Genomic DNA, 18,279 nt, shown 5'->3' with positions numbered 1-18,279 from the left:
GCATCACGAATGGGCGGACCTCACAGCCCCGGGTCGACCCATTCATCGCCAGAAGCGCGCGCGAAGGAGCCCGAGAAGCAGCAGGGGACCTACTTCCTGGGTCGTTACCGCGTGGTCGACGAGATCGGGGTGGGCGGAATGGCGAGCGTTCACCTGGCCCGCATGGATGGTCCGGGCGGCTTCCAGAAATGGGTCGCGATCAAGCGGATCCATCCTCATCTGGTCGAGGACGATCAGTTCGTCGACATGTTCCTGGACGAGGCGCGCATCGCGGCTGGCATCAACCACGCCAATGTCGCGCAGGTCTTCGACCTCGGGAAGGACGACAACACCTACTGGATCGCCATGGAATACCTCCACGGCGAGCCGCTCCGGGAGGTGATGCGCCGCGCAGAGGAGCGCCGGCTGCGCCTCTCGCCTGAGCTCGCTGCGCGCATCTGCTCCGATGCAGCAGAGGGGCTCCACGCCGCCCACGAGCTGCGTGGAAAGAACGGCCAGCTGCTCGGCCTTGTGCACCGCGACGTGACGCCGCACAACCTGTTCCTCACCTACGACGGCTACACCAAGGTCGTGGATTTCGGGATCGCCAAGGTCGCCGATCGGCTGTCGTCCACCCGTGCGGGAACGCTGAAAGGCAAGTTGGCGTACATGTCTCCCGAGCAGGTGCGGGGCATTGAGGTCGATCGCACGACCGATGTGTTCGCGCTCGGGGTCGTCCTCTGGGAGCTCACGACGAACCAGCGCCTCTTCCGGATGGACACGGATCTCGACACCCTCGAGAAGGTGCAGGCCTGCGTGGTCCCGCCGCCGTCCACGATCGTGCCCGACTACCCCATCGAGCTGGAGAGCGTCGTCATGAAGGCGCTCGCCAAGCACAGGCAGGATCGCTTCCAGACGGCGCGCGAATTTTCACGGGCCTTGCAAAATTTCCTGATGAGGAGCGGGATCTTCGTCGGCTCCGAGGAGGTCGCGCACTTCGTGCAGCAGGTGTTTGTCGACCGCATCCAGAAGCGCGAGGCGCACCTCGCGTGGGCGGCGGAGGTGACGTCCACGATCAACGTCGAGCAGGTGCGCGGGCGAAGCTCGACCACGGCCACGGACAGCGTCGGGCTTCGCGGCCGCGACCGGGAGCCTGAGCCGCACGAGCGTCTCACGCCGCCGCAGGTCTCGCAGAACGCCGCGCCGGCGAGCGGGATCGCGCCGGTCGGGCGCACGCCGCAGCGGGACGCGGCCGGCCGGCAGATGGTGGCCACGTCGCTGATGGACGACGACGAGGATGTCCCGACGACGGTCGCGACGCGCGAGCACGCCGAGCCGGTGCGGCCGCTCCCGTACGGCGAGCGCCCGATGCTGCGCCCGGCGGCCGGCATGGTCCCGGAGCGGACACCAGCGCCGCCTTCGCAGCGCGGCGTCCGGTCCGCTCTTCCCACCGTGCGTCCCGGCGCGCCGCCCGGGTCCGCGAGCCCACCGCGGGCGCCCGGCGGCCACCCCATGGCTCCGCCTCCGCCGATCCCGGCGAATCCAACTCTTCCGCTCGACCTCGACACGGACGATCGGATTACCCTCCCCAAGGGGAACCTCCTGGACAGCGATCTGGACGATTCGCTCGCGTCCACGCTCGCGCTCCCGCTGAAGGCTCCGCTCCAGATCCCGGCTCAGGTCCCCCATGGCCCGAGCGATGCTCTGCGTTACCGGCAGGTGAGCAGGACCCCTGCCTTCGACGCGTCGCCGCAGGGGCAAGCTGCCGTCCCGTACGCGCTGCCGTTCAACGGCCAGGGCTATGCTCAGGCTCCTCCGCCTCTCGCCGGCTCGCCCGCACCGGCGTTTCCGCCTCCGGTATCGACGACCTCGGGGCAGGCCCAGCTGTTCGCGCCCACCGCGCCGGCACAGCCTCCCCAGTCGCAGATCGAGACAGCGCTCTCCCTGCCGCGCCCCGATCCGGCGGCCATCTGGGCCGCCACGCAGGACGCGGTGTCCAAGGGAAATGGCAGGAACACGCTCGTGCTCGTCGCCGTCATCGCCCTCACCGCGCTGTGCGTCATCGGCATCGGCGCGCTGATCTACATCAAGACGATGACCGTGCAGCCCTCGCCCTCCAGGGGCGTCGATGCGGCGCCGCCCGCCTCGACCGGCGCGACCACCACCGGCCAGCCGCGTTCCGGTGCGTTCGTGGGGTCCGCGGGGGGCGGGCGCGAGCGCGCGCTCACGCTCGTCGGCAAAGCTTCTCTCGTCCACCGCGACCCGACGGGCCTGCGGCGCGTTACGATGAAGGGATGAAGGCTGTTCAGCGCCGCTCGAGCGGTGGCAGGGCGCGGCCCCGCGCCGGCGAGCGAGCTCAGCTGCGCATCGATGCGCTGGCCGCAGGCGGCGCGGGGGTCGGTCGGCTCGCGGGCGAGGTCGTCTTCGTCCCCGCGACGGCGCCGGGGGACCTCGTGGAGGTCGAGCTCGATCGGAGCGCGCGCCCGGCGAGGGGCAGGCTGCTCCGCGTGGTCGAGCCGAGCGCCGACCGCATCGCTCCGCCCTGCCGCTTCGCGGACGCCTGCGGCGGCTGCGACTGGATGCACGTCCGCGTCGAGGCGCAGCAGGCCGCGCACGAGCAGATCCTCCGGCAAGCGATCGCGCGGGCGACCTCGCTCACCGAGGCCGCTCTGCCGCCGATCCGTGTGCATCCCGCGCCTCAGCCGCTCGGCTATCGATCGCGCGCGCGGCTGTTCGCGCGCGCGGAGCGCGGCGAGGTGCGCGTGGGCTACCGCGCGCCGAGGACGCACGCCGTCGTGGCGATCGACCGCTGCCTGGTGCTGGTCGACGCGATCGCGCCGCTCGCCGGCGAGCTGCCCGGCGTCCTCCGCGGGGCCGAGGGGGAGGGCGATGTCCTCATCTCGCAGGGCGCATCGGGCCGCCCGGTGGTCGAGATCCTGTGGCGCGGCCAGCTCCCGCCGGCCGTGTGGCAGCTGCTCGACGAGCGCACGGCCCGCGGCGCGTGGGCCGGCGCCCGCGTCACGCTGGACGGCGCGCGCGAGGCCGCGTCGTTCGGTGATCCGCGGCCGGCGATCCTGGGCGCCGACGGCCTGCCGTTGCTCCTCGCGCCGGGCGGCTTCGGGCAGCCGTCCGAGGAGGGCGGCGCCGTGCTCGCCCGCCGCGCCGCCGAGCTCGCTCACCTCGACTCGACCCGGCCGCCGCACGTCCTGGAGCTGTTCGCCGGGAGCGGGACGCTCTCGGCGCTCCTCGCGCGCGGCGCGCCGCGACCTTCCCCGGTCGCCGAGCCTGCCGACGCCGCCGCCCCGGGAGCTCCGGCGCTCGCGTCGTTCACGGCGGTGGAGCTCTCGCCCGACGCGGTCGCTTGCCTGCGCCAGAATCTCGCCGCCCGCGGCCTCGCTGGCAGGGCGATCGAGGCGGACGCCGATCAGGTCCCGATCCCGGCGCGCTCCGACGTCGTGGTGCTGGATCCTCCGCGCGGCGGGGCGCCCGGCGCGGCGCGCGCGATCGCGGCCTCGGGCGCGCGCGTGGTCGTCTACGTCTCGTGCGACCCGGCCACCCTGGCGCGCGACCTCGGCGTCATCCTCCGCGGCGGCTTCGAGATCACGGACATCGAGGCGGTCGAACTCTTCCCTCAGACGAGCCACATCGAATCGATCGTCCGCCTCACCCGCGCCCGCCGGTCGGCTCGCTGAGCTGCGTGGTCCCACGGGGCAGCTCGCCGCGCTGCGCGGTCCCACGGGGCAGCTCGCCGCGCTGCGCGGTCCCACGGGGCAGCTCGCCGCGCTGCAGACAGCGCCGCCGAGCCCGGACCGCGGGCTGCGGAGCGGCCGCATGGCGCCTCCGCCCAGCGGCTTGCGCTACGCTGCGGGGATGATTCACCACCTCGACGAGCGCCTCCGCGACGAGGCGCGGCGCTATCGTCTCGTGTTCGCCTGCCCCGATTGCGCCTCGTTCGATCCGGCGGAGACCGAGCGCGACGAGGGCGTCGCCGTGCTTTCCGAGCGCGCGCCGCGCTGCTCGCTCGGTTACCCGGTCGCGCCGCACGTGAGCCCGTCGCTCGACGATCGCGACGCGATCATCTTCTGCAAGGCGTTCGAGCTGCGATGAGCCCGTCCCCCGGACCTCCCCCGCCGCCCAGGCGGGGCCGGTCGCACCCCCCGTCGCTGATCCGCCTCGCCGAGCGGCTGATCCGGGACGAGCGGCTGCTCGCTCGCGGCGACGTGGTCCTGTGCGCCTGCTCTGGAGGCCCCGACTCGACGGCGCTGCTGCACGTCCTGGCGCTGCTCCGGCGGCGGATCGGCCACGTGGTCGTCGCGCACGGCGTCGACCACGGCCTGCGCGCGGCGGCCGCGACCGAGCTCGCGATCGCGCGCGACCTGGCCGAGCGGCTCGGCGTCCCCTATGCCAGCACCCGTGTGGACGTGGCGCCCGGCGCGAATCTCCAGGCCAGGGCGCGTTCCGCCCGGTTCGCCGCGCTCGCGGCTGCCTCGGCGGCGCACGGCGCCCGCGCGATCGCGACTGGCCATACCGCGGACGACCGGGCCGAGACGGTGCTGTTGCGCCTGCTGCGGGGCGCGGGGCCGCGAGGCCTGGCCGTGCTGCCGCCGCGCGCTCCGCTCTGGCCTGAGGCCGCCGGCGCGGCGCGCAGCGGTGTGGAGGCGGGCTCGGCAGCCGGCGTCGAGCTCATCCGCCCGCTGCTCCTCGCCCGCCGCGCCGACGTGCTGGCCCACCTCAGCCGACATCATCTGGCCTTCGCGGAGGATCCCAGCAACGGCGACCCCCGTTTCACCCGTGTTCGCGTTCGTCGCGAGCTCCTCCCCCTCCTCGAGGACCTGTCGCCGGCGATCGTCGAGCACCTCTGCGCGCTCTCGGACATGCTCGTTGCCGGCCGAGATCCGCCTTCCGGCGGAGATGCGGCCGTCCTCAGCGGCAGCGAGCCGCTCTCGGTGCCGCTCGGCCGGGCGCAGCGGCTCGCGATCGAGCGGGCTCGCAAGCTCGGGCGGCCGCTGCGCGTCCGGGTTCGCGGCGGTGGAGAGATCTCCCTGGGCTTTCCAGAGGAGTCCAGCGTGCTTATCGAGGACAAGTCTGTACGTCGCGGGGCCTGACCGCATGCAACCCCACCCGCGTCCCCTGTCGAGTTCCCTTTTTCGCCGTGTCAGCGCGGGGAAGACCCGCGGTCGAGCGGTCGACGACCGAGCTGACGGGTGGCATGCTGACTGGAACACGCGTACAATTTCGGTACACGCCGGCTCGCCGCGCGAGCTTAGAGGGTCCTCGTGAAGCAATCGCACAAGACGCTGCTGCTCTGGGTTCTGCTGATCATGATGTTCTTGGCGATCTGGCAGTTCTTGAGCCCGGATTCCCGGCCCGCCACGCAGGTCGCGTTCAGCGAGTTCATGGCCCAGGTCCAGGTCGAGCCCAAGGACCAGGAACCGCACGTCGAGTCGGTCACCATCAAGGACCGCGAGTACACCTTCTGGGTCAAGGATCCGAAGAGCGGGGCGAAGACGAAGAAGGTCACGATCGGCCCTGACAACGCCGACCAGATCACGAAGACGATCGTCGACAACAAGGTCGCGGTGTACTTCGAGAAGGAGGACGCCTCTCCGTTCTGGCCGGGGGCCATCATGTACCTCCTGCCGACGATCTTCCTGCTCGTGATGTTCTACCTGTTCATGCGCCAGCTCCAGGCCGGCGGCGGCAAGGCGATGAGCTTCGGCAAGTCGCGCGCGCGGCTGCTCAGCGAGGCGCAGAACAAGGTGACGTTCGCCGACGTCGCGGGCATCGACGAGGCGAAGGACGAGCTCGAGGAGATCATCGCGTTCCTCAAGGACCCGAAGAAGTTCCAGAAGCTCGGCGGCCGGATCCCGAAGGGCGTCCTGATGATGGGCCCCCCCGGGACGGGCAAGACGCTCCTCGCGCGCGCGATCGCCGGCGAGGCGGGGGTGCCGTTCTTCTCGATCTCCGGCTCGGATTTCGTCGAGATGTTCGTCGGCGTCGGCGCGAGCCGGGTGCGCGACCTGTTCGAGCAGGGCAAGAAGCACGCGCCGTGCATCATCTTCATCGATGAGATCGACGCGGTCGGCCGCCACCGCGGCGCGGGCCTCGGCGGCGGTCACGACGAGCGCGAGCAGACGCTGAACCAGCTGCTCGTCGAGATGGACGGCTTCGAGTCGAACGAGGGCGTGATCATCGTCGCCGCGACGAACCGCCCCGACGTCCTCGACCCTGCGATCCTGCGGCCTGGCCGCTTCGATCGGCGCATCGTCGTGAACCGCCCCGACGTGCGTGGCCGCGAGGGCATCCTCCGCGTCCACACGAAGAAGGTCCCGCTCGGCACGGACGTCGACATGGAGATCCTGGCGCGCGGGACGCCCGGCTTCGTCGGCGCCGACATCGAGAACCTGGTCAACGAGGCGGCCCTCCTCGCGGCGCGTCAGGACAAGGACGTCGTCACGATGGTCGACTTCGAGATGGCCAAGGACAAGGTGATGATGGGCGCCGAGCGCCGCAGCATGGTCATCAGCGACGAGGAGAAGCGGACCACGGCCTACCACGAGGCCGGTCACGCGCTGGTCGCGAAGCTCCTGGAGAAGTTCTCGGATCCGGTCCACAAGGTGACGATCATCCCGCGCGGCCCGGCGCTCGGCCTCACGCAGCAGCTGCCGAAGGAGGACCGGCTCAGCATGTCGCGGGACTTCGCCAAGGCGCGGCTCTCGGTGCTGATGGGCGGCCGCGTCGCGGAGGAGATCATCTTCGGCCAGTTCACGACCGGCGCGGGCAACGACATCAAGCAGGCGTCGAACCTCTCGCGGCGCATGGTGACCGAGTTCGGTATGAGCGACGTCATCGGGCCGATCTCGTACGGCTCGGACGAGGAGAGCGTGTTCCTCGGGCGCGATTTCACGAGCCGGCGCCGCGACTACTCGGAGACGATCGCCAACCAGATCGACGACGAGGTGCGGCGGTTCATCCTCGACGCCCACGCCGAGGCGCGGCAGCTCCTCACCGACAACCGCGAGATCCTCGAGCGGCTCGCCACGGCGCTCCTCGAGCGCGAGACGCTGGACGCCGAGGAGGTCGACGCCATCGTCTCCGGCCGCGAGCTGCCGCAGCGCCAGCGCGTCGTGATCCCGAGCTACAGCGATCGCGATCGCGCCGCCAAGGAGAAGCGCCGCGCGGCCAGCATCTTCGGCACCCCGAAGCCTGCCCCGAGCACCTGATCGCGAAGCGCGCGGGGGCCGCGCCCGGCCAACAGGGCGAGCCCCCGCACCGCCGCGGCGCCACACGGTACGGCGCGGCCATCCGAGACGCCTCGAATCCCCCTCACCTCCGAACGGCGGCGCACGCGGCGCACTGACGCGCGCGACCCGGCGTCGCCCTGGCTCGTCTCAGGGGGCGCTCAGGGTTGTCTGCAAGAACGCCCACTGCTGCAGGTTTGCCGGGCGGCCGTCGTCGTGCGTGCGGTTCGCCTTCCCGACGATCGCCTGGGCGCCGTCGCCGAAGATGAACAGGCCGTAGCCGAGCGCGAAGCGCAGCGGCTCCCACGGCTGGAAGGCGAGCGAGACGTCGATCTCGTGGCCCAGCGTCCGGCTCTCGTTGTCAGCGGCGGCGCCGACCGGAAGGAGGCGCGCGGTCACCCACCTGCCCCCGGGCGAGGCGAGGCCGACGAACGTATAGCCGGCGGCGACGGTCATCGCGTCGAGGGGGGAGGCGCGGACGCCTCCGCCCGCCTCGATCACGTTGGACCACGCGTAGAGCCCCATGGGGCCGTGGTTGTCCTGCGCGTCGGGCAGGATCGGATCGAAGCGGCGCTGCGTCTCGCCCTCCTCGAGCGCGCCGTCGTCGCCCGTCGCGTAGGCGCCGCGGGCGCTGAAGGTGAGGTGGGCGGGGAGGGAGGTCTCGAGCGCCGCCCGCGCAGCGGCCGCGAACGCGCCGAGCGGGCGGTCGGCCGTGAAGGTGGCGACGCGGCCGAGCTCGTAGGCCCCCTCGAGCGCATAGCGGAAGCCCCGACGTTCGCCGGAGACGCGCGCGTCGAGGACCACGGTATCTCCGGGCGTGAGCCAGCTCGGCCGAGGCTCGCGGGCGATACGCGCGAGCGCCGTGGCCTCGAGGTGGAGCAGGGGAGCGACGCGCCAGATCGCGTTCAGGCCATAGAGCTGCGTCCCCGTCCCGGCGGAGATGGGCTTGCGCGTCCCGGACACCTCGGGCGGAGCGCCGCCAGGCGCCGCGAGGAGCACGGCCATCGCCTCGAGGTCGACGTTGCCGAGCTGCACCCCTGCGCGCACGCCATCGAGCGAGCGCGCAGTGAGCGTCTCGTCGTTCGCCCCGATCAGGCGACCGTCGCCCCACGCGATCCGTTGCCGGCCCAGCCGGACGAAGGCGCGGCGTCCCGAGCGCGTGTGCAGGTCGACGTAAGCCTCGTAGGGCGCCGTCTCCGGGAGGGACGGCTCGCCCGCCCCGACGAAGATCGCGTCGTCGCTCCCCCAGAGCCGCGTGTCCTGCAGCGTGAAGACGCCCGTGACGGGCCCGTGATCGACGGCCAGACCGAGGCGCGCGCGCTGGACGAAGAACCACTGGGTCTTGACCACGTTGCCGGTGTCGAGGAGCGGCGGCAGCGCGCCCCCGAAGCCCTCGGCGAGCACAGCGTTCGAGCTGTAGACGTCGCCGCCCGTGTCCACGGGGTACCGGCGGAACTCGCCGCGGAGCCGGAGCTCCACCGACGGGCGGAACGTGAACCCGCCGAGGGGCACGCCCTCCGACTGCGGCGGCGCCTGAGCCGCCGCAGTCCGGGGCGCGAGCGCGATCGCCAGGAGCGCCGATCCCAGAGCGATGGAGGCGAACGGCAGGGATCGGATCATCAGCGAGGAGGGCCGGAGCGCGGGGTCGTCGAACGGCAGATGCGCGGCCCGGCGCGCGGCGTTCAGGCGGGCCGCGCTCCTGGATCGCTCGCGGAGGATAGGCGTCCCGACGCTCGTCGGACAAGTGGGGAAGCAGCGCCGCTCCCGTCCGGCGGTGCTGGCGTCGGGCAAGGCGAGCCGCCGCGCCGGCGGCGTCAGGGATCGAAATCGTCCTCGCCGTGCGGCGGCTTCGGCGGCTTCGGCGCGGCCCCTGCGCCGCTCCCGCGCTGCGGCGGCGCCTTCACGCTGCCGGCAGGCTGCCTCGACAGGGGTCGCCTCGCCGCGCCTCGCCGCGCCGGAGCGCCGCCCGCATCGACCGCGAGCACCAGATCGAGCGCGAGCTTCGACGCCCTGCCGGCGTGCCGCTCGGCGGACGCGCCCGCCTCGGCGAGCACGCGCTCGGCCGCCGCGAGCTCGCGTTTCACATCGCGGCGCTGCGGATCGCCCGCCATGGCCTCGGCCGACTCGGCTGCCAGGGACGCCCGCTTCTTCTCGAGCTCCACGGCGCGCCTCGACAGCTCGTCGAGCTGCTTCGCCGCCGCGAGGGAGCTCTTCAAGGACGCCTCGAACGCCTCGATGACGCCCCTGTCGTCCGCGTCGGGCGAGCGCCCGCCCCGGGCGTTCACGAGCCGCGCTTCTGGCACGAGCTCGACGTGGAGCCGCACGCCCGACGCGCGGAGCTCCGCGGCGCGCGCGCGCGCCGCGTCGAGCATCGCATCGCCGGCCGACCTCCGGTCGAGCCCCAGCGCGCGCGCGAGCTCGGCCTGCGCCGCGTCCGCGAGCTCCTCGGCCTTCAGCGACTCCTCGCGGAGCGCGCGCGTGGCCTCGAAGAACTCGTCGTAGGGCTGCTTGCCCGTGCGCAGGGCCCGACCCTGCTCGATCTGCGACGTCTGCGCGGCGCACGCGGCGATCATTGGCGCGTGCGCCGCGACGAGCAGCAGGGCCAGCGCCGCCGCCCGGAGCCGGCTCGCGCCGTCCGAGGCCCTCATCATCCACATTGGAGGATGACCCCCCAGAGCTCGTAGCTCGCGGCGGGCTTCGAGAGGAACACCACGCCCACGTAGCCCGAGCGCGGCGAGACGCCGAGCACGCCCTGGCCGAAGTTCCCGGCGGGGGGGGAGAGCGCGATCGGATCCCCGATCGGGGAGAAATTGGGCGCCAAGGTCTGCGCGCGCATGGCGCGGCTCCCTGGAGGGCCTTCGGTCCACACGAGGAGCCAGCGGCCATCGCTGAGCCCCGCGATGTCCGGCGCGAACGCGTCGCCGCCGGGGCCGCCGGAAGGGAGCGGGATCACCTGGGTCGACGCGGGGATATCGCCCGACGCGGCTTGCCCGGCGCGGATCTCCCATCGCCCGTCCATCGGCCGATCGGCGAAGACGACGGCGAGCGCGCGCTCGTTCCAGCCGAGCGACGGCTTGCCGAGCGCGCCTCCGGAGCCTGTCACGCGGGTGAGCTCGCCGGCGGGTCTGCGCTCGGCGTCGAGCCAGCCTGTCCACACGGCCTTCTCGCGGCGGAATGCGACGGCGTAACCGTGGGCCCCGGCCGCGAGGGCGCGCGGCGACTCGAGCGGCTCGTCGCCTTGCACCGGCCAGAGCCGGGAAGGCGTGGCGCCGGGGTTGTCGGCCGCCACCACGGCGCCGTCCGCCAGACCGACGACGAAGGGCCGTGGCCCCGGGACGTTGACCGGGGAGCGGATGGCCTGCTGCGCTGACGTGAGGACGGTGAAGGCGTCCTCGACGGGCGAGATGCTCACGATGTCGGTGGCCTCTCGGTTCGAGAACCGCTCGCTCCGCTTCCCGGTCGCGGGATCGACCTCGAGGCCGACGGCCTCCATGGCGCTCTTGGCGTAGCCCACCAGGAGCTTGCCGTCCTTCGTCGCCGTGACCTCGAAGGGGATGCTCTTCGCAACGAGCGGCGCCCACTGCTGCGGCTGGCGTGCCACCCAGCAGGGCTTCAGCGGGACGGGGATCGCCGAGCGCGCGACGTCCTGCGCGGCGCCGAGCGCGGGGCGCGCCGTGGCGACCGGCGGCCGCCGTGGGGTTGCGACGGAGTGGCGCCCCGCGAAGAAGGCGGCGACGCTCATGAGCACCGCTGCCCCGCAGATGCCGATGAGCGACGAGACCGGCACGGGCACCGCCGTGGAGAAGCGCTTGCCATCGCCCCGCGCCAGCGTGCTCGACGAGCCCGCGAGGGGCGGCTGAGCGCGTCGCGCCGCGAGCGCGCGCGGATCGAGCGCGGGCGCGCCGCCGCTCGATCCCGCGACGGAGCTGCGATCGGAGCGCTGGCCCGGCGAAAGCGGCGCGTCGGCGGCTGCCGGACCGCGCTGCGAGCTCTGTAGCCCGGGCAAGCCTGGCCACGAGCGCGCGGCCGGGCTCCCCTGCGGCGAGCCTGCGCCGACGCCGGCCGAAGGGATCGTCGCGTACTCGCGGCGCCCCATCGACGTATCGTCGGGCAGGGGGGAGCGCTTCGTTTCGCCGGGCACGGGCGCAGCGGAGTGCTCCTTGGCCTCGCGGTGCGGTCCCGTCGTGGTGGAGGGCTCGGGGGCCTCGCTGCCGGCGTGGCTCGCCGAGGGATCCCGACCGTCGTCGACCGACGTGCTCTCGGCGCTGCGGGGCAGGAGACCGTCGCCGGACATCGCAGGGCTCGCAAGGCTTGCAAGGCGAGGTCCACGGGTCTCGAGCGCCGCGGTGGCGGCGGCGCTCGAGACGGGCGCTGCATCGGCCGGGGGGATCGGGGCAGCCGGGGGCAACGGGAGCGCTACCGCCGGCTGCAAGGGCAGCGGCGGCGGTGCCATCGGCGTCGCGTGGAGAGCCTCCGCGGGAGGGCGCGGCGGTGGCGCGGGGAGCGAGCCGAGGCGCACGAGGGCCTTCGCGCCTGCCGCCGCCCGAGCCGGCGCATCGGGCGCCTGCGCGCCCGAAGGCCTCCTCGCCGGAACCGCGGGGAACCGGACCGGCACGGGGGGCGGCGGCACGGTGCGTCCCGCCGCGGGCCGCTTCGTGCCCCGGCTGGAGCTCGACGGCGCGGGCGGCGTTGCCGAGAGAGGCCTGACGGCGCCCGGATCCGCGCCGCTGCGCCCATCGTTCTGCGGCGCAGCGCCGGCGGGCGCCGCGTCGCGGCCGACAGGGAGTGGCGGGGGCCGGGGCGGTCTCGCTGCGCGCGGCGACGAGCCCGCGGCCCTCGGCGCTGCGCCCGGCCTGCTGGGCGCTGCCGCGCCCGGCGCGCGCTTCGGCGCCGCGGGCTCGTCGCCGTCCCTCGTCGCGCCGGCGCCGCCCGCGGCCACGTCTGCGTCGCCGGCCGGATGCTGACCGGACGACGTGTCCTCGTGCTCCTCCGACGCCGAGGGGAGCTTCGGCGCGCGCGGGATAGCGGGCGCTCCCTCGTCGCCTGTCGAGGAGCCGTCGTAGCGGGGCAGCTGCGTGATCGCGCGGGCGATCCCCGCGTCGAACGTTCCGCCCGCCGATGGCACGACGATCGGAGCGCTCTGTCCGCTGGCTGGCGCGCTCGCCGGAACATCGATCCCCGTGAGCGTCCTCATGGACTCGCGCTTCCGCGGCGGCGGGGGCGGCGGCTGCGGGCGCGCTGTGCCACGGCTCGGGTGCGCCGTCGGTCTCCGCTCGTTCGCGGACCTGTCCGGGGGCGCTGGGCCGGTGCGCTGGCCGGGGTGGGCGGGCGCCGGGTCCAGCTCCTCGACGAGCTCGAGCTCCAGCGTCGCGCTGCTGTCGCGAGCCGGCTCCCCGGCGGGCGGCTCCTCGGGCGCAGCGGCGCCCGCCTCCGGCTTGCGCCGGAGCTGCGCGGCGTCGGCGAGCTCCGGCAGCCTGGAAGCCGGCGCCCACGCCTCCATGCCCTGGCGCCACACGAGCGTGGAGCCCGGGATGACCCCGGCGGCCAGCGCGCTGCGCAGCTCGGCGGTGCTCACGAGCCGCTGGACGCCGCGCTCATCCGTCCATCGCCACGCGCTCAACGGCGGCCCCTCCTCCCCCTGCGAGAGCGCCTGAATTTCAGGACGTGATCCACGACTCCGCGATCGTACCGCGCGTTCTTTGCAAAGAGATCTTCTTTCGTCCGCTCGCGCAACCGCGCGCCCGCTCCTGACGACGATCGGGCTGCCAGCCCATGAGCCCCTCCCACGCCCTCGTCGCCGCCGTCCGCTTCCTGGCCGCCGCCGCTGCGCGTGCGCTCAGCCCGCCGTCCTGCGCTGGCTGTGACACGCTCATCGCAGATGCCGCGGTGTTTTGCGCTGACTGCGCGCGGACCGTCGTGCCCTACGCGGAGCGCCCGCCGCGAGAGGCGGCGGGCTCCAGCGCCGCCGCGGGCGCCGATCTCGTCGCGTTCGCCCCGTTTGGCGGGTCGCTCGCGGAGGGGATCCGGCGCTTCAAGTACGGAGATCGCCCGGATCTCGCGCGCCCGCTCGGCCGGTTGCTGCTCGGCGCGGCGCGTGAGGCGGGGATGAGCGTCGACCTTGTGGTCCCGGTGCCGCTGCATCCGCGCCGTCTCGCCGATAGGGGGTACAACCAGGCGGCCTTGCTGGCCGCGCACGTCGCTGGCGGACTTCCGGCGTCGCTGGCCCCGCGGGCCCTCTGCCGTGTCCGGTCCACCGCGCAGCAGGCGCAGCTCCCGCGCGATCTCCGCCTGCAGAACGTGGCGGGGGCATTCCGGGCCCGTGCGCCGGAGCGCGTCCAGCGCCGGAGGGTCGCGCTCGTGGATGACGTGGCCACGACCGGCGCCACGCTCGCGGCGTGCCGGGAGGCGCTCCTCGGCGCGGGGGCTGCTTCGGTCACCTATCTCGTCCTCGCCACCGCCGAGAGCGGCGCGGACGAGCTCAGAAGCTCGCCTCCGTCAGCGCCCCGCATTTGATGCGGATGCTCCTGCCCTCGGTGAGCCATCGCGTGCCGTCGCGCGTCGGTTCCCCGATCCGCACGAAGCGGCGCCCGCAGCGCACCTCGATGGGCTGATTGCTGGGCCCCACCGCCACGCCCAGCACGTACACGGTCGCGTTCTGGGAGGAGTTGAGCTTGAGGATGCCGTAGCCGCTGCGTGGGATCGGCGGAGTGCGCGCTCCGGCCTCGACGGCTGGCTGCTGTGGAGGCGCCGGCGGCTCGGCGCCCGGCGGTGCAGGAGGCGCCGGCGGCTCGGCGCTCGGCGGTGCAGGAGGCGCCGGCGGCTCGGCGCCCGACGGCGGTGGTGCGGCCTGCGCTGCAGCTTCGGTCGTGCTCGCGGGGGGCGGGGCTGCCAGCTGCTCGGGAGCGTCCGTTCGCTTCGATGCTGCAGCGATGGCGCGCGCGGGCCCGTCGCCCGCCGCCTTCGCCGGCAGAGCCTCTCGGCTGCGCGTCTCCAGCCCGGGCAGGCTCGTCTCGACCGCGTAAATCCCCAGCGCAAACACGACCGCTGCCGTCGTGAGCGCAACTCCGATGGTGCCGAGCGGCGAGATCGGCTTCGACGGATGGTCCCCAGCCGACCGAGGTTGGGGCGCGTCCCCATCTGACCCAGGTTGAGGCACGTCCCCAGGTTGAGGCACGTCCCCAGGCGATTCAGGCTGGGACGCCTTCTCGGCCGAATCAGGTTGGGGCGCGTCCGTCGAGAACATCGACCGCCAGTCTAGCCGCATCGTCTGCTGTCGAACCGAACTCTCCCGCTCGGCGGCACACCAGACGGCGCACAGGAGCGTTTCCTTCGGAGCCGCTCCGGAAAGCAAGCACGGACGCTGTTTGTGTGCTGGAATACATTCGTGTACGTCGTCGCACATCCACTGACGTGGATTCGCAGAGGGATGCCGCGCGGTCGTCGTGCGCTGGCCGCCGGGGTGCTCGACACCCTCGGGCTCCTGGATCGCTTCCTGTGGCTGCGCGCGAAGCTCCGGCTGCCCGTGCTCTCCGTGTTCACCTACCACCGCATCGCGGAGCTCTCGGAGGTGGACGAGCTCGATCCGGGGGTCGCCGAGGTGAGCGCGCGCGAGTTCGAGGAGCAGCTCGCGGTCATCAAGGCGCACTGCACGGTGGTGTCGATCCGGGACGTGCGGCTCTTCGCCAAGGGCCGGAAGCTCCCGCCGAACCCCGTCATGGTCGCGTTCGATGACGGCTACCGCGACAACCACGACGTCGCCTTGCCCCTCCTCCAGCGCGCCGGCGTCGCGGCCACGTTCTTCATCGCCACCGGGTACCCTGACAGGGGGCGCCTCTTCTGGTGGGACCGCGTCGCGCTCCTCATGCACCGGTGCCGGAGAGCGCGCGTCGAGATCGCCTACCCCGCGACGCTCGTGCTCGATCCGCTCCGCGACCCGATCGCCGCGGCGACGCGCGTCTGCCAGACCATCAAGCGCACGTCCGGCGTCGACATCGGGCGCCTGTGGGACGAGATCGAGCGCGCCACGGGGGTGTCGATCGATCTCTGCGAGGAGCGCGCGCTCGCGGCCAGGACGATCATGGACTGGAACCAGATCGCGGCGCTGCGGCGGGCGGGCATGGACGTGCAGTCGCACTCCCACAGCCACCGGGTCCTTCAGACCCTGTCGCCCGACGAGGCCACGCGCGACCTCACGCGCTCCCGCCACGTCCTCTCCGACGCGCTGAACGAGGCGGTGCACGCGGTCGCGTACCCCGTCGGATACAGCCTGTGCGGCGCGTTCCATCGCGCCGTGAAGGAGGCCGGCTTCGAGATCGGCTTCACCAACAACTCCGGCCTTTGCATGCTCTCGTCCTTCGACCCCCTGAACTTCCCGCGCATCGCCATGGATCGCGGGCAGATCGGCGCCCTCTTCAAGCTCAAGCTGCTCATCGGCCAGCGGCCCGGCTCTCGGGCCGGCCGCTGATCGAGCAAAGCCCGCCGCGCCGCTCCGCCGCCGCGCCGCTCCGCCGCGCTCCCCGCGTCCGCCGCCGCGCTCCCCGAGCGCCCCCGCTCGCTCGCGGCCGCGTCGACCGGCGCGCGCGTGGCCTGAGCTGTGCACGTGCACCGTCGCTGGGCCGGTTCTGCACGCGCATGGCCTCGGTGGCCTGGAAAGCTGCTTCGCAGCCTGTCCGACGAAGGAGGCTCTCGTGAAAGGCACAATCCGTGGTCGCAGCTCCCGCGCCGCCTTCTCCATGCTCGGCGCGGCCTCGCTGATCTCCGTAGCCCTCGCCTCGGGATGCGGTGGCTCGCCGCCGCCCGCGGCTTCCGCGAAGGCGCCCGCGCGGCCCGCGCCCGAGGCGCGCGACGGGCGGGGGGAGCGGAAGGCGACCGTCGAGCAGCGCGAGCAGCGCGAGGCCCAGCGCGCGTGGTGCGTCTACCTCGAGGAGCTCTACGAGCGGGCCACCGAGCAGGCGAAGGGCTGGCCGAAGTTCGAGCAATGCACCCAGATGACGACGATGGCCTCGCCGGCGATGCTCCGCGCCACCTCGGAGTGCTCGCTGGCAGCGCTGCGGCGGTTCGAGGGCGATCCCTTCACCGCCGCCTACGCGCAGGAGGTGAGCCGCTGCGGCTCCGAGGCGATGACGGCCACCACGCTCCCGCGCTCCGATCTCGCCCCGTTCATGGCCGTCCTCTGCGGCCGGCTCGCGGGGTGCGGAGACCTCGACTACGACACGTGCCGGCAGAGCCTGGAGGAGGGGCTCGGCCCGCAGCTCGAGCGGGCGATCGGCGCGATGAACAGCCGCGGCCGCCAGGAGGTCCGCGCCTGCTTCGGCAAGCTCGCGTGCGGCGGCGAGTTCGGCCCGCAGATCTCCGCGTGCCTCGAGCCCATCATGGACGACCTGCTCTGGCTGCCGGGGTGAGCGCCGGGCGCCGCGCTCGGGGCGGCAGCGCCGCGCGGCGGGGCGATCAGCCGGAGTCGCCCGGCAGGCGGCAGCGCGCGATCAGCGGGACGTGATCGGAGAGCCCGGCGAACGCCCCCTTGTGCCCGAACGGGTGCGTGCCCGCGAAGTCGATCCACTCGAGGCGCTCGGACGAGTACACGTGGTCGAGGTGCATGCGCAGGTTCATGAAGCCGGCCGTCGGGAAGGCGCGCGCCTCGCGCTCGGAGAGGCAGCGGACCCTGGCGAACGCGTCCACGAAGCCGATCTCCTCGCGCAGGAAGCGATCGACCGGCGAGCCCGGCAGCGAGTTGAAGTCGCCGACCACGACGAAGTTGTCGGTCCGCTGCTCGCGGCGGACGAAGTCGGCGAGCACCCGCGCCTCCTCGAGCTGGTTCGGTCCGAACCCCATCCGCGCCTCGCCCGTCCAGAACTCCCTCGAGAACACGCTCGGCAGGCTGAGGTGGGTGTTGAACACATCGAAGCTCTGCCCGCTCTCGTGCTCGAACGATACGTGCGCGCAGATGCGCGTCTGCTTCAGGCTCTTGACCCTCCGCCGGTGGGTGATGTCGTGGGGGCGCTCTGCGTTGTGGTGTCCGATGCGGAACGTGTCGCGCGCGATCACCGCGAGCCCGGTCGTGTAGATGTTCGTCCGCGAGGTGAGCCTGTAGATGTGCGCGGGGAAGTAGTAGGCGACGTAGCGCTCGGGCCGCTCTGCATGCGCGAGCGCCGCGTGCAGCTCGTTCATCAGGCGCTCGAGCTGCGTCTCCTCCGGGTGCCACCGCGGGTTCATCGTCGAGGAGCGCAGCGACTGCGTCTCCACCTCCTGGAGGCACACGAGATCGGGCAACGGGGACAGCCCCGCCAGCGTCGTCGCGATCCGGGCGATCGCGGCGCTTGTCGAGGCGATGCCCCGCGTGCCGTGCCCGAAATAGCGGACGTTATAGGTGATGATCCTGAGCGACGTGCCGCCGTCCACCGGCGCCTCGGCGCCGCGACGAGCGCCGTGCACCGCCGCGCTCGCGGAGCGGCCGTCCGGCGCCGAGTCCACGGGGATTGTGCCGTTCGAACCAGGTGGGAGGCGCCGCTCGGTCATGTATCCTCTCGCCCATGGGCAAGAACATCATCGTTTCCGAGGATACCATTCGTGACCTGCTGGAAGCGCATGCCTCCCTCTCCGCCTGGTACTATGAGCTTTGGTCGGCGCTGCGGGTCGCGAAGGCCTCGGCGACCGCCCCCGATGATGCGGCCCGTGCAGCGTTTGTCGAGCGGATGGCCGCGAGCTTCCCCGAGGTCGCGTCGATCGCCCGTTCCATCCGGGTGCCGAGGATGTTCGTCCCACCTCCGCCCGCCGTGAGCATACCCCCTGTCGCGACAGGGGAGGGCGAGGGGACGGACGAGGCCCCAACGGCGATCGAGCCCGCGCCCGCCCGGCTCCGCGAGCTCCATGGCCAACCACCCAAGAGCCAGCCGGGCTCGGGAGACACCGATGAGCCCGCTCCGGCGCCTTCGCAGCCCGCCATCGCTCCTCCACCGCTGGTCGTCCCGTCGACGGTGAAATACGACACCTGAGGTCGCTGAGGTCGCTGACATCGCTGAGGTCGCTGACATCGCTGACGTCGAGATTCCCTCGGCCTGAC

The 18,279-nt window shown here is 73.1% G+C and carries 14 protein-coding genes; 9 read left to right on the top strand and 5 right to left on the bottom strand.

Features of this window, described 5'->3' with window-relative positions; genetic code table 11:
- Positions 1 to 9: 9 nt before the first annotated feature.
- The 5 genes from WMF28_RS36205 (at position 10) to ftsH (ending at position 7,202) form a co-directional block, all read left to right on the top strand.
- Positions 10 to 2,277, top strand: a complete 2,268-nt coding sequence (locus WMF28_RS36205; protein WP_437598097.1) for a protein kinase domain-containing protein — start codon at positions 10 to 12, stop codon at positions 2,275 to 2,277.
- Positions 2,274 to 3,671, top strand: coding sequence for a class I SAM-dependent RNA methyltransferase (locus WMF28_RS36200; protein WP_437598096.1), 1,398 nt, complete (start codon positions 2,274 to 2,276; stop codon positions 3,669 to 3,671). The genes WMF28_RS36205 and WMF28_RS36200 overlap by 4 nt, the downstream gene beginning before the upstream one ends.
- A 178-nt stretch (positions 3,672 to 3,849) precedes the next feature.
- Positions 3,850 to 4,086: a hypothetical protein gene (locus tag WMF28_RS36195; protein WP_437598095.1), complete on the top strand. Its 237-nt coding sequence runs from the start codon at positions 3,850 to 3,852 to the stop codon at positions 4,084 to 4,086.
- Positions 4,083 to 5,084 (top strand): tRNA lysidine(34) synthetase TilS, encoded by a 1,002-nt coding sequence (gene tilS, locus WMF28_RS36190; RefSeq protein WP_437598094.1) that lies wholly within the window; start codon positions 4,083 to 4,085, stop codon positions 5,082 to 5,084. The genes WMF28_RS36195 and tilS overlap by 4 nt, the downstream gene beginning before the upstream one ends.
- A 171-nt stretch (positions 5,085 to 5,255) precedes the next feature.
- Positions 5,256 to 7,202 (top strand): ATP-dependent zinc metalloprotease FtsH, encoded by a 1,947-nt coding sequence (ftsH, locus tag WMF28_RS36185; protein WP_437598093.1) that lies wholly within the window; start codon positions 5,256 to 5,258, stop codon positions 7,200 to 7,202.
- Positions 7,203 to 7,370: 168 nt separating this feature from the next.
- On the opposite strand, the gene WMF28_RS36180 is transcribed toward ftsH, so the two are convergent.
- From WMF28_RS36180 to WMF28_RS36170, 3 genes are all read right to left on the bottom strand, one after another.
- Entirely contained in the window at positions 7,371 to 8,840 is a 1,470-nt protein-coding gene (locus tag WMF28_RS36180; RefSeq protein WP_437598092.1) for an alginate export family protein, read from the bottom strand.
- A gap of 194 nt (positions 8,841 to 9,034) precedes the next feature.
- Positions 9,035 to 9,871, bottom strand: coding sequence for a hypothetical protein (locus WMF28_RS36175; RefSeq protein ID WP_437598091.1), 837 nt, complete (start codon positions 9,869 to 9,871; stop codon positions 9,035 to 9,037).
- Positions 9,868 to 12,840, bottom strand: a complete 2,973-nt coding sequence (locus tag WMF28_RS36170; protein WP_437598090.1) for a GYF domain-containing protein — start codon at positions 12,838 to 12,840, stop codon at positions 9,868 to 9,870. Before WMF28_RS36170 ends, WMF28_RS36175 begins: the two co-directional genes overlap by 4 nt.
- A 152-nt stretch (positions 12,841 to 12,992) precedes the next feature.
- Here WMF28_RS36170 and WMF28_RS36165 point away from each other — a divergent pair, with 152 nt between their 5' ends.
- Positions 12,993 to 13,733: a ComF family protein gene (locus tag WMF28_RS36165; RefSeq protein WP_437598089.1), complete on the top strand. Its 741-nt coding sequence runs from the start codon at positions 12,993 to 12,995 to the stop codon at positions 13,731 to 13,733.
- On the opposite strand, the gene WMF28_RS36160 is transcribed toward WMF28_RS36165, so the two are convergent.
- A complete protein-coding gene (locus tag WMF28_RS36160; RefSeq protein ID WP_437598088.1) occupies positions 13,699 to 14,259 on the bottom strand; it encodes a hypothetical protein in 561 nt (186 codons plus the stop codon). The genes WMF28_RS36165 and WMF28_RS36160 overlap by 35 nt on opposite strands.
- A gap of 387 nt (positions 14,260 to 14,646) precedes the next feature.
- On the opposite strand from WMF28_RS36160, the gene WMF28_RS36155 reads away from it, so the two are divergent.
- Positions 14,647 to 15,684: a polysaccharide deacetylase family protein gene (locus WMF28_RS36155; RefSeq protein WP_437598087.1), complete on the top strand. Its 1,038-nt coding sequence runs from the start codon at positions 14,647 to 14,649 to the stop codon at positions 15,682 to 15,684.
- Positions 15,685 to 15,907: 223 nt separating this feature from the next.
- Complete coding sequence (locus WMF28_RS36150) at positions 15,908 to 16,621, top strand: hypothetical protein (protein ID WP_437598086.1); 714 nt, start codon at positions 15,908 to 15,910, stop codon at positions 16,619 to 16,621.
- A gap of 46 nt (positions 16,622 to 16,667) precedes the next feature.
- Here WMF28_RS36150 and WMF28_RS36145 read toward each other — a convergent pair whose 3' ends face one another.
- Positions 16,668 to 17,735: an endonuclease/exonuclease/phosphatase family protein gene (locus WMF28_RS36145; RefSeq protein WP_437598085.1), complete on the bottom strand. Its 1,068-nt coding sequence runs from the start codon at positions 17,733 to 17,735 to the stop codon at positions 16,668 to 16,670.
- A gap of 14 nt (positions 17,736 to 17,749) precedes the next feature.
- Here WMF28_RS36145 and WMF28_RS36140 point away from each other — a divergent pair, with 14 nt between their 5' ends.
- The gene (locus tag WMF28_RS36140; protein ID WP_437598084.1) at positions 17,750 to 18,211 is read left to right on the top strand and encodes a hypothetical protein; all 462 of its coding nucleotides are present in this window, start codon (positions 17,750 to 17,752) and stop codon (positions 18,209 to 18,211) included.
- Positions 18,212 to 18,279: the final 68 nt, after the last annotated feature.

This window comes from Sorangium sp. So ce590, assembly GCF_051521365.1.
Lineage (GTDB): Bacteria > Myxococcota_A > Polyangia > Polyangiales > Polyangiaceae > Sorangium.
This window is presented reverse-complemented; position numbering and strand designations above follow the sequence as displayed.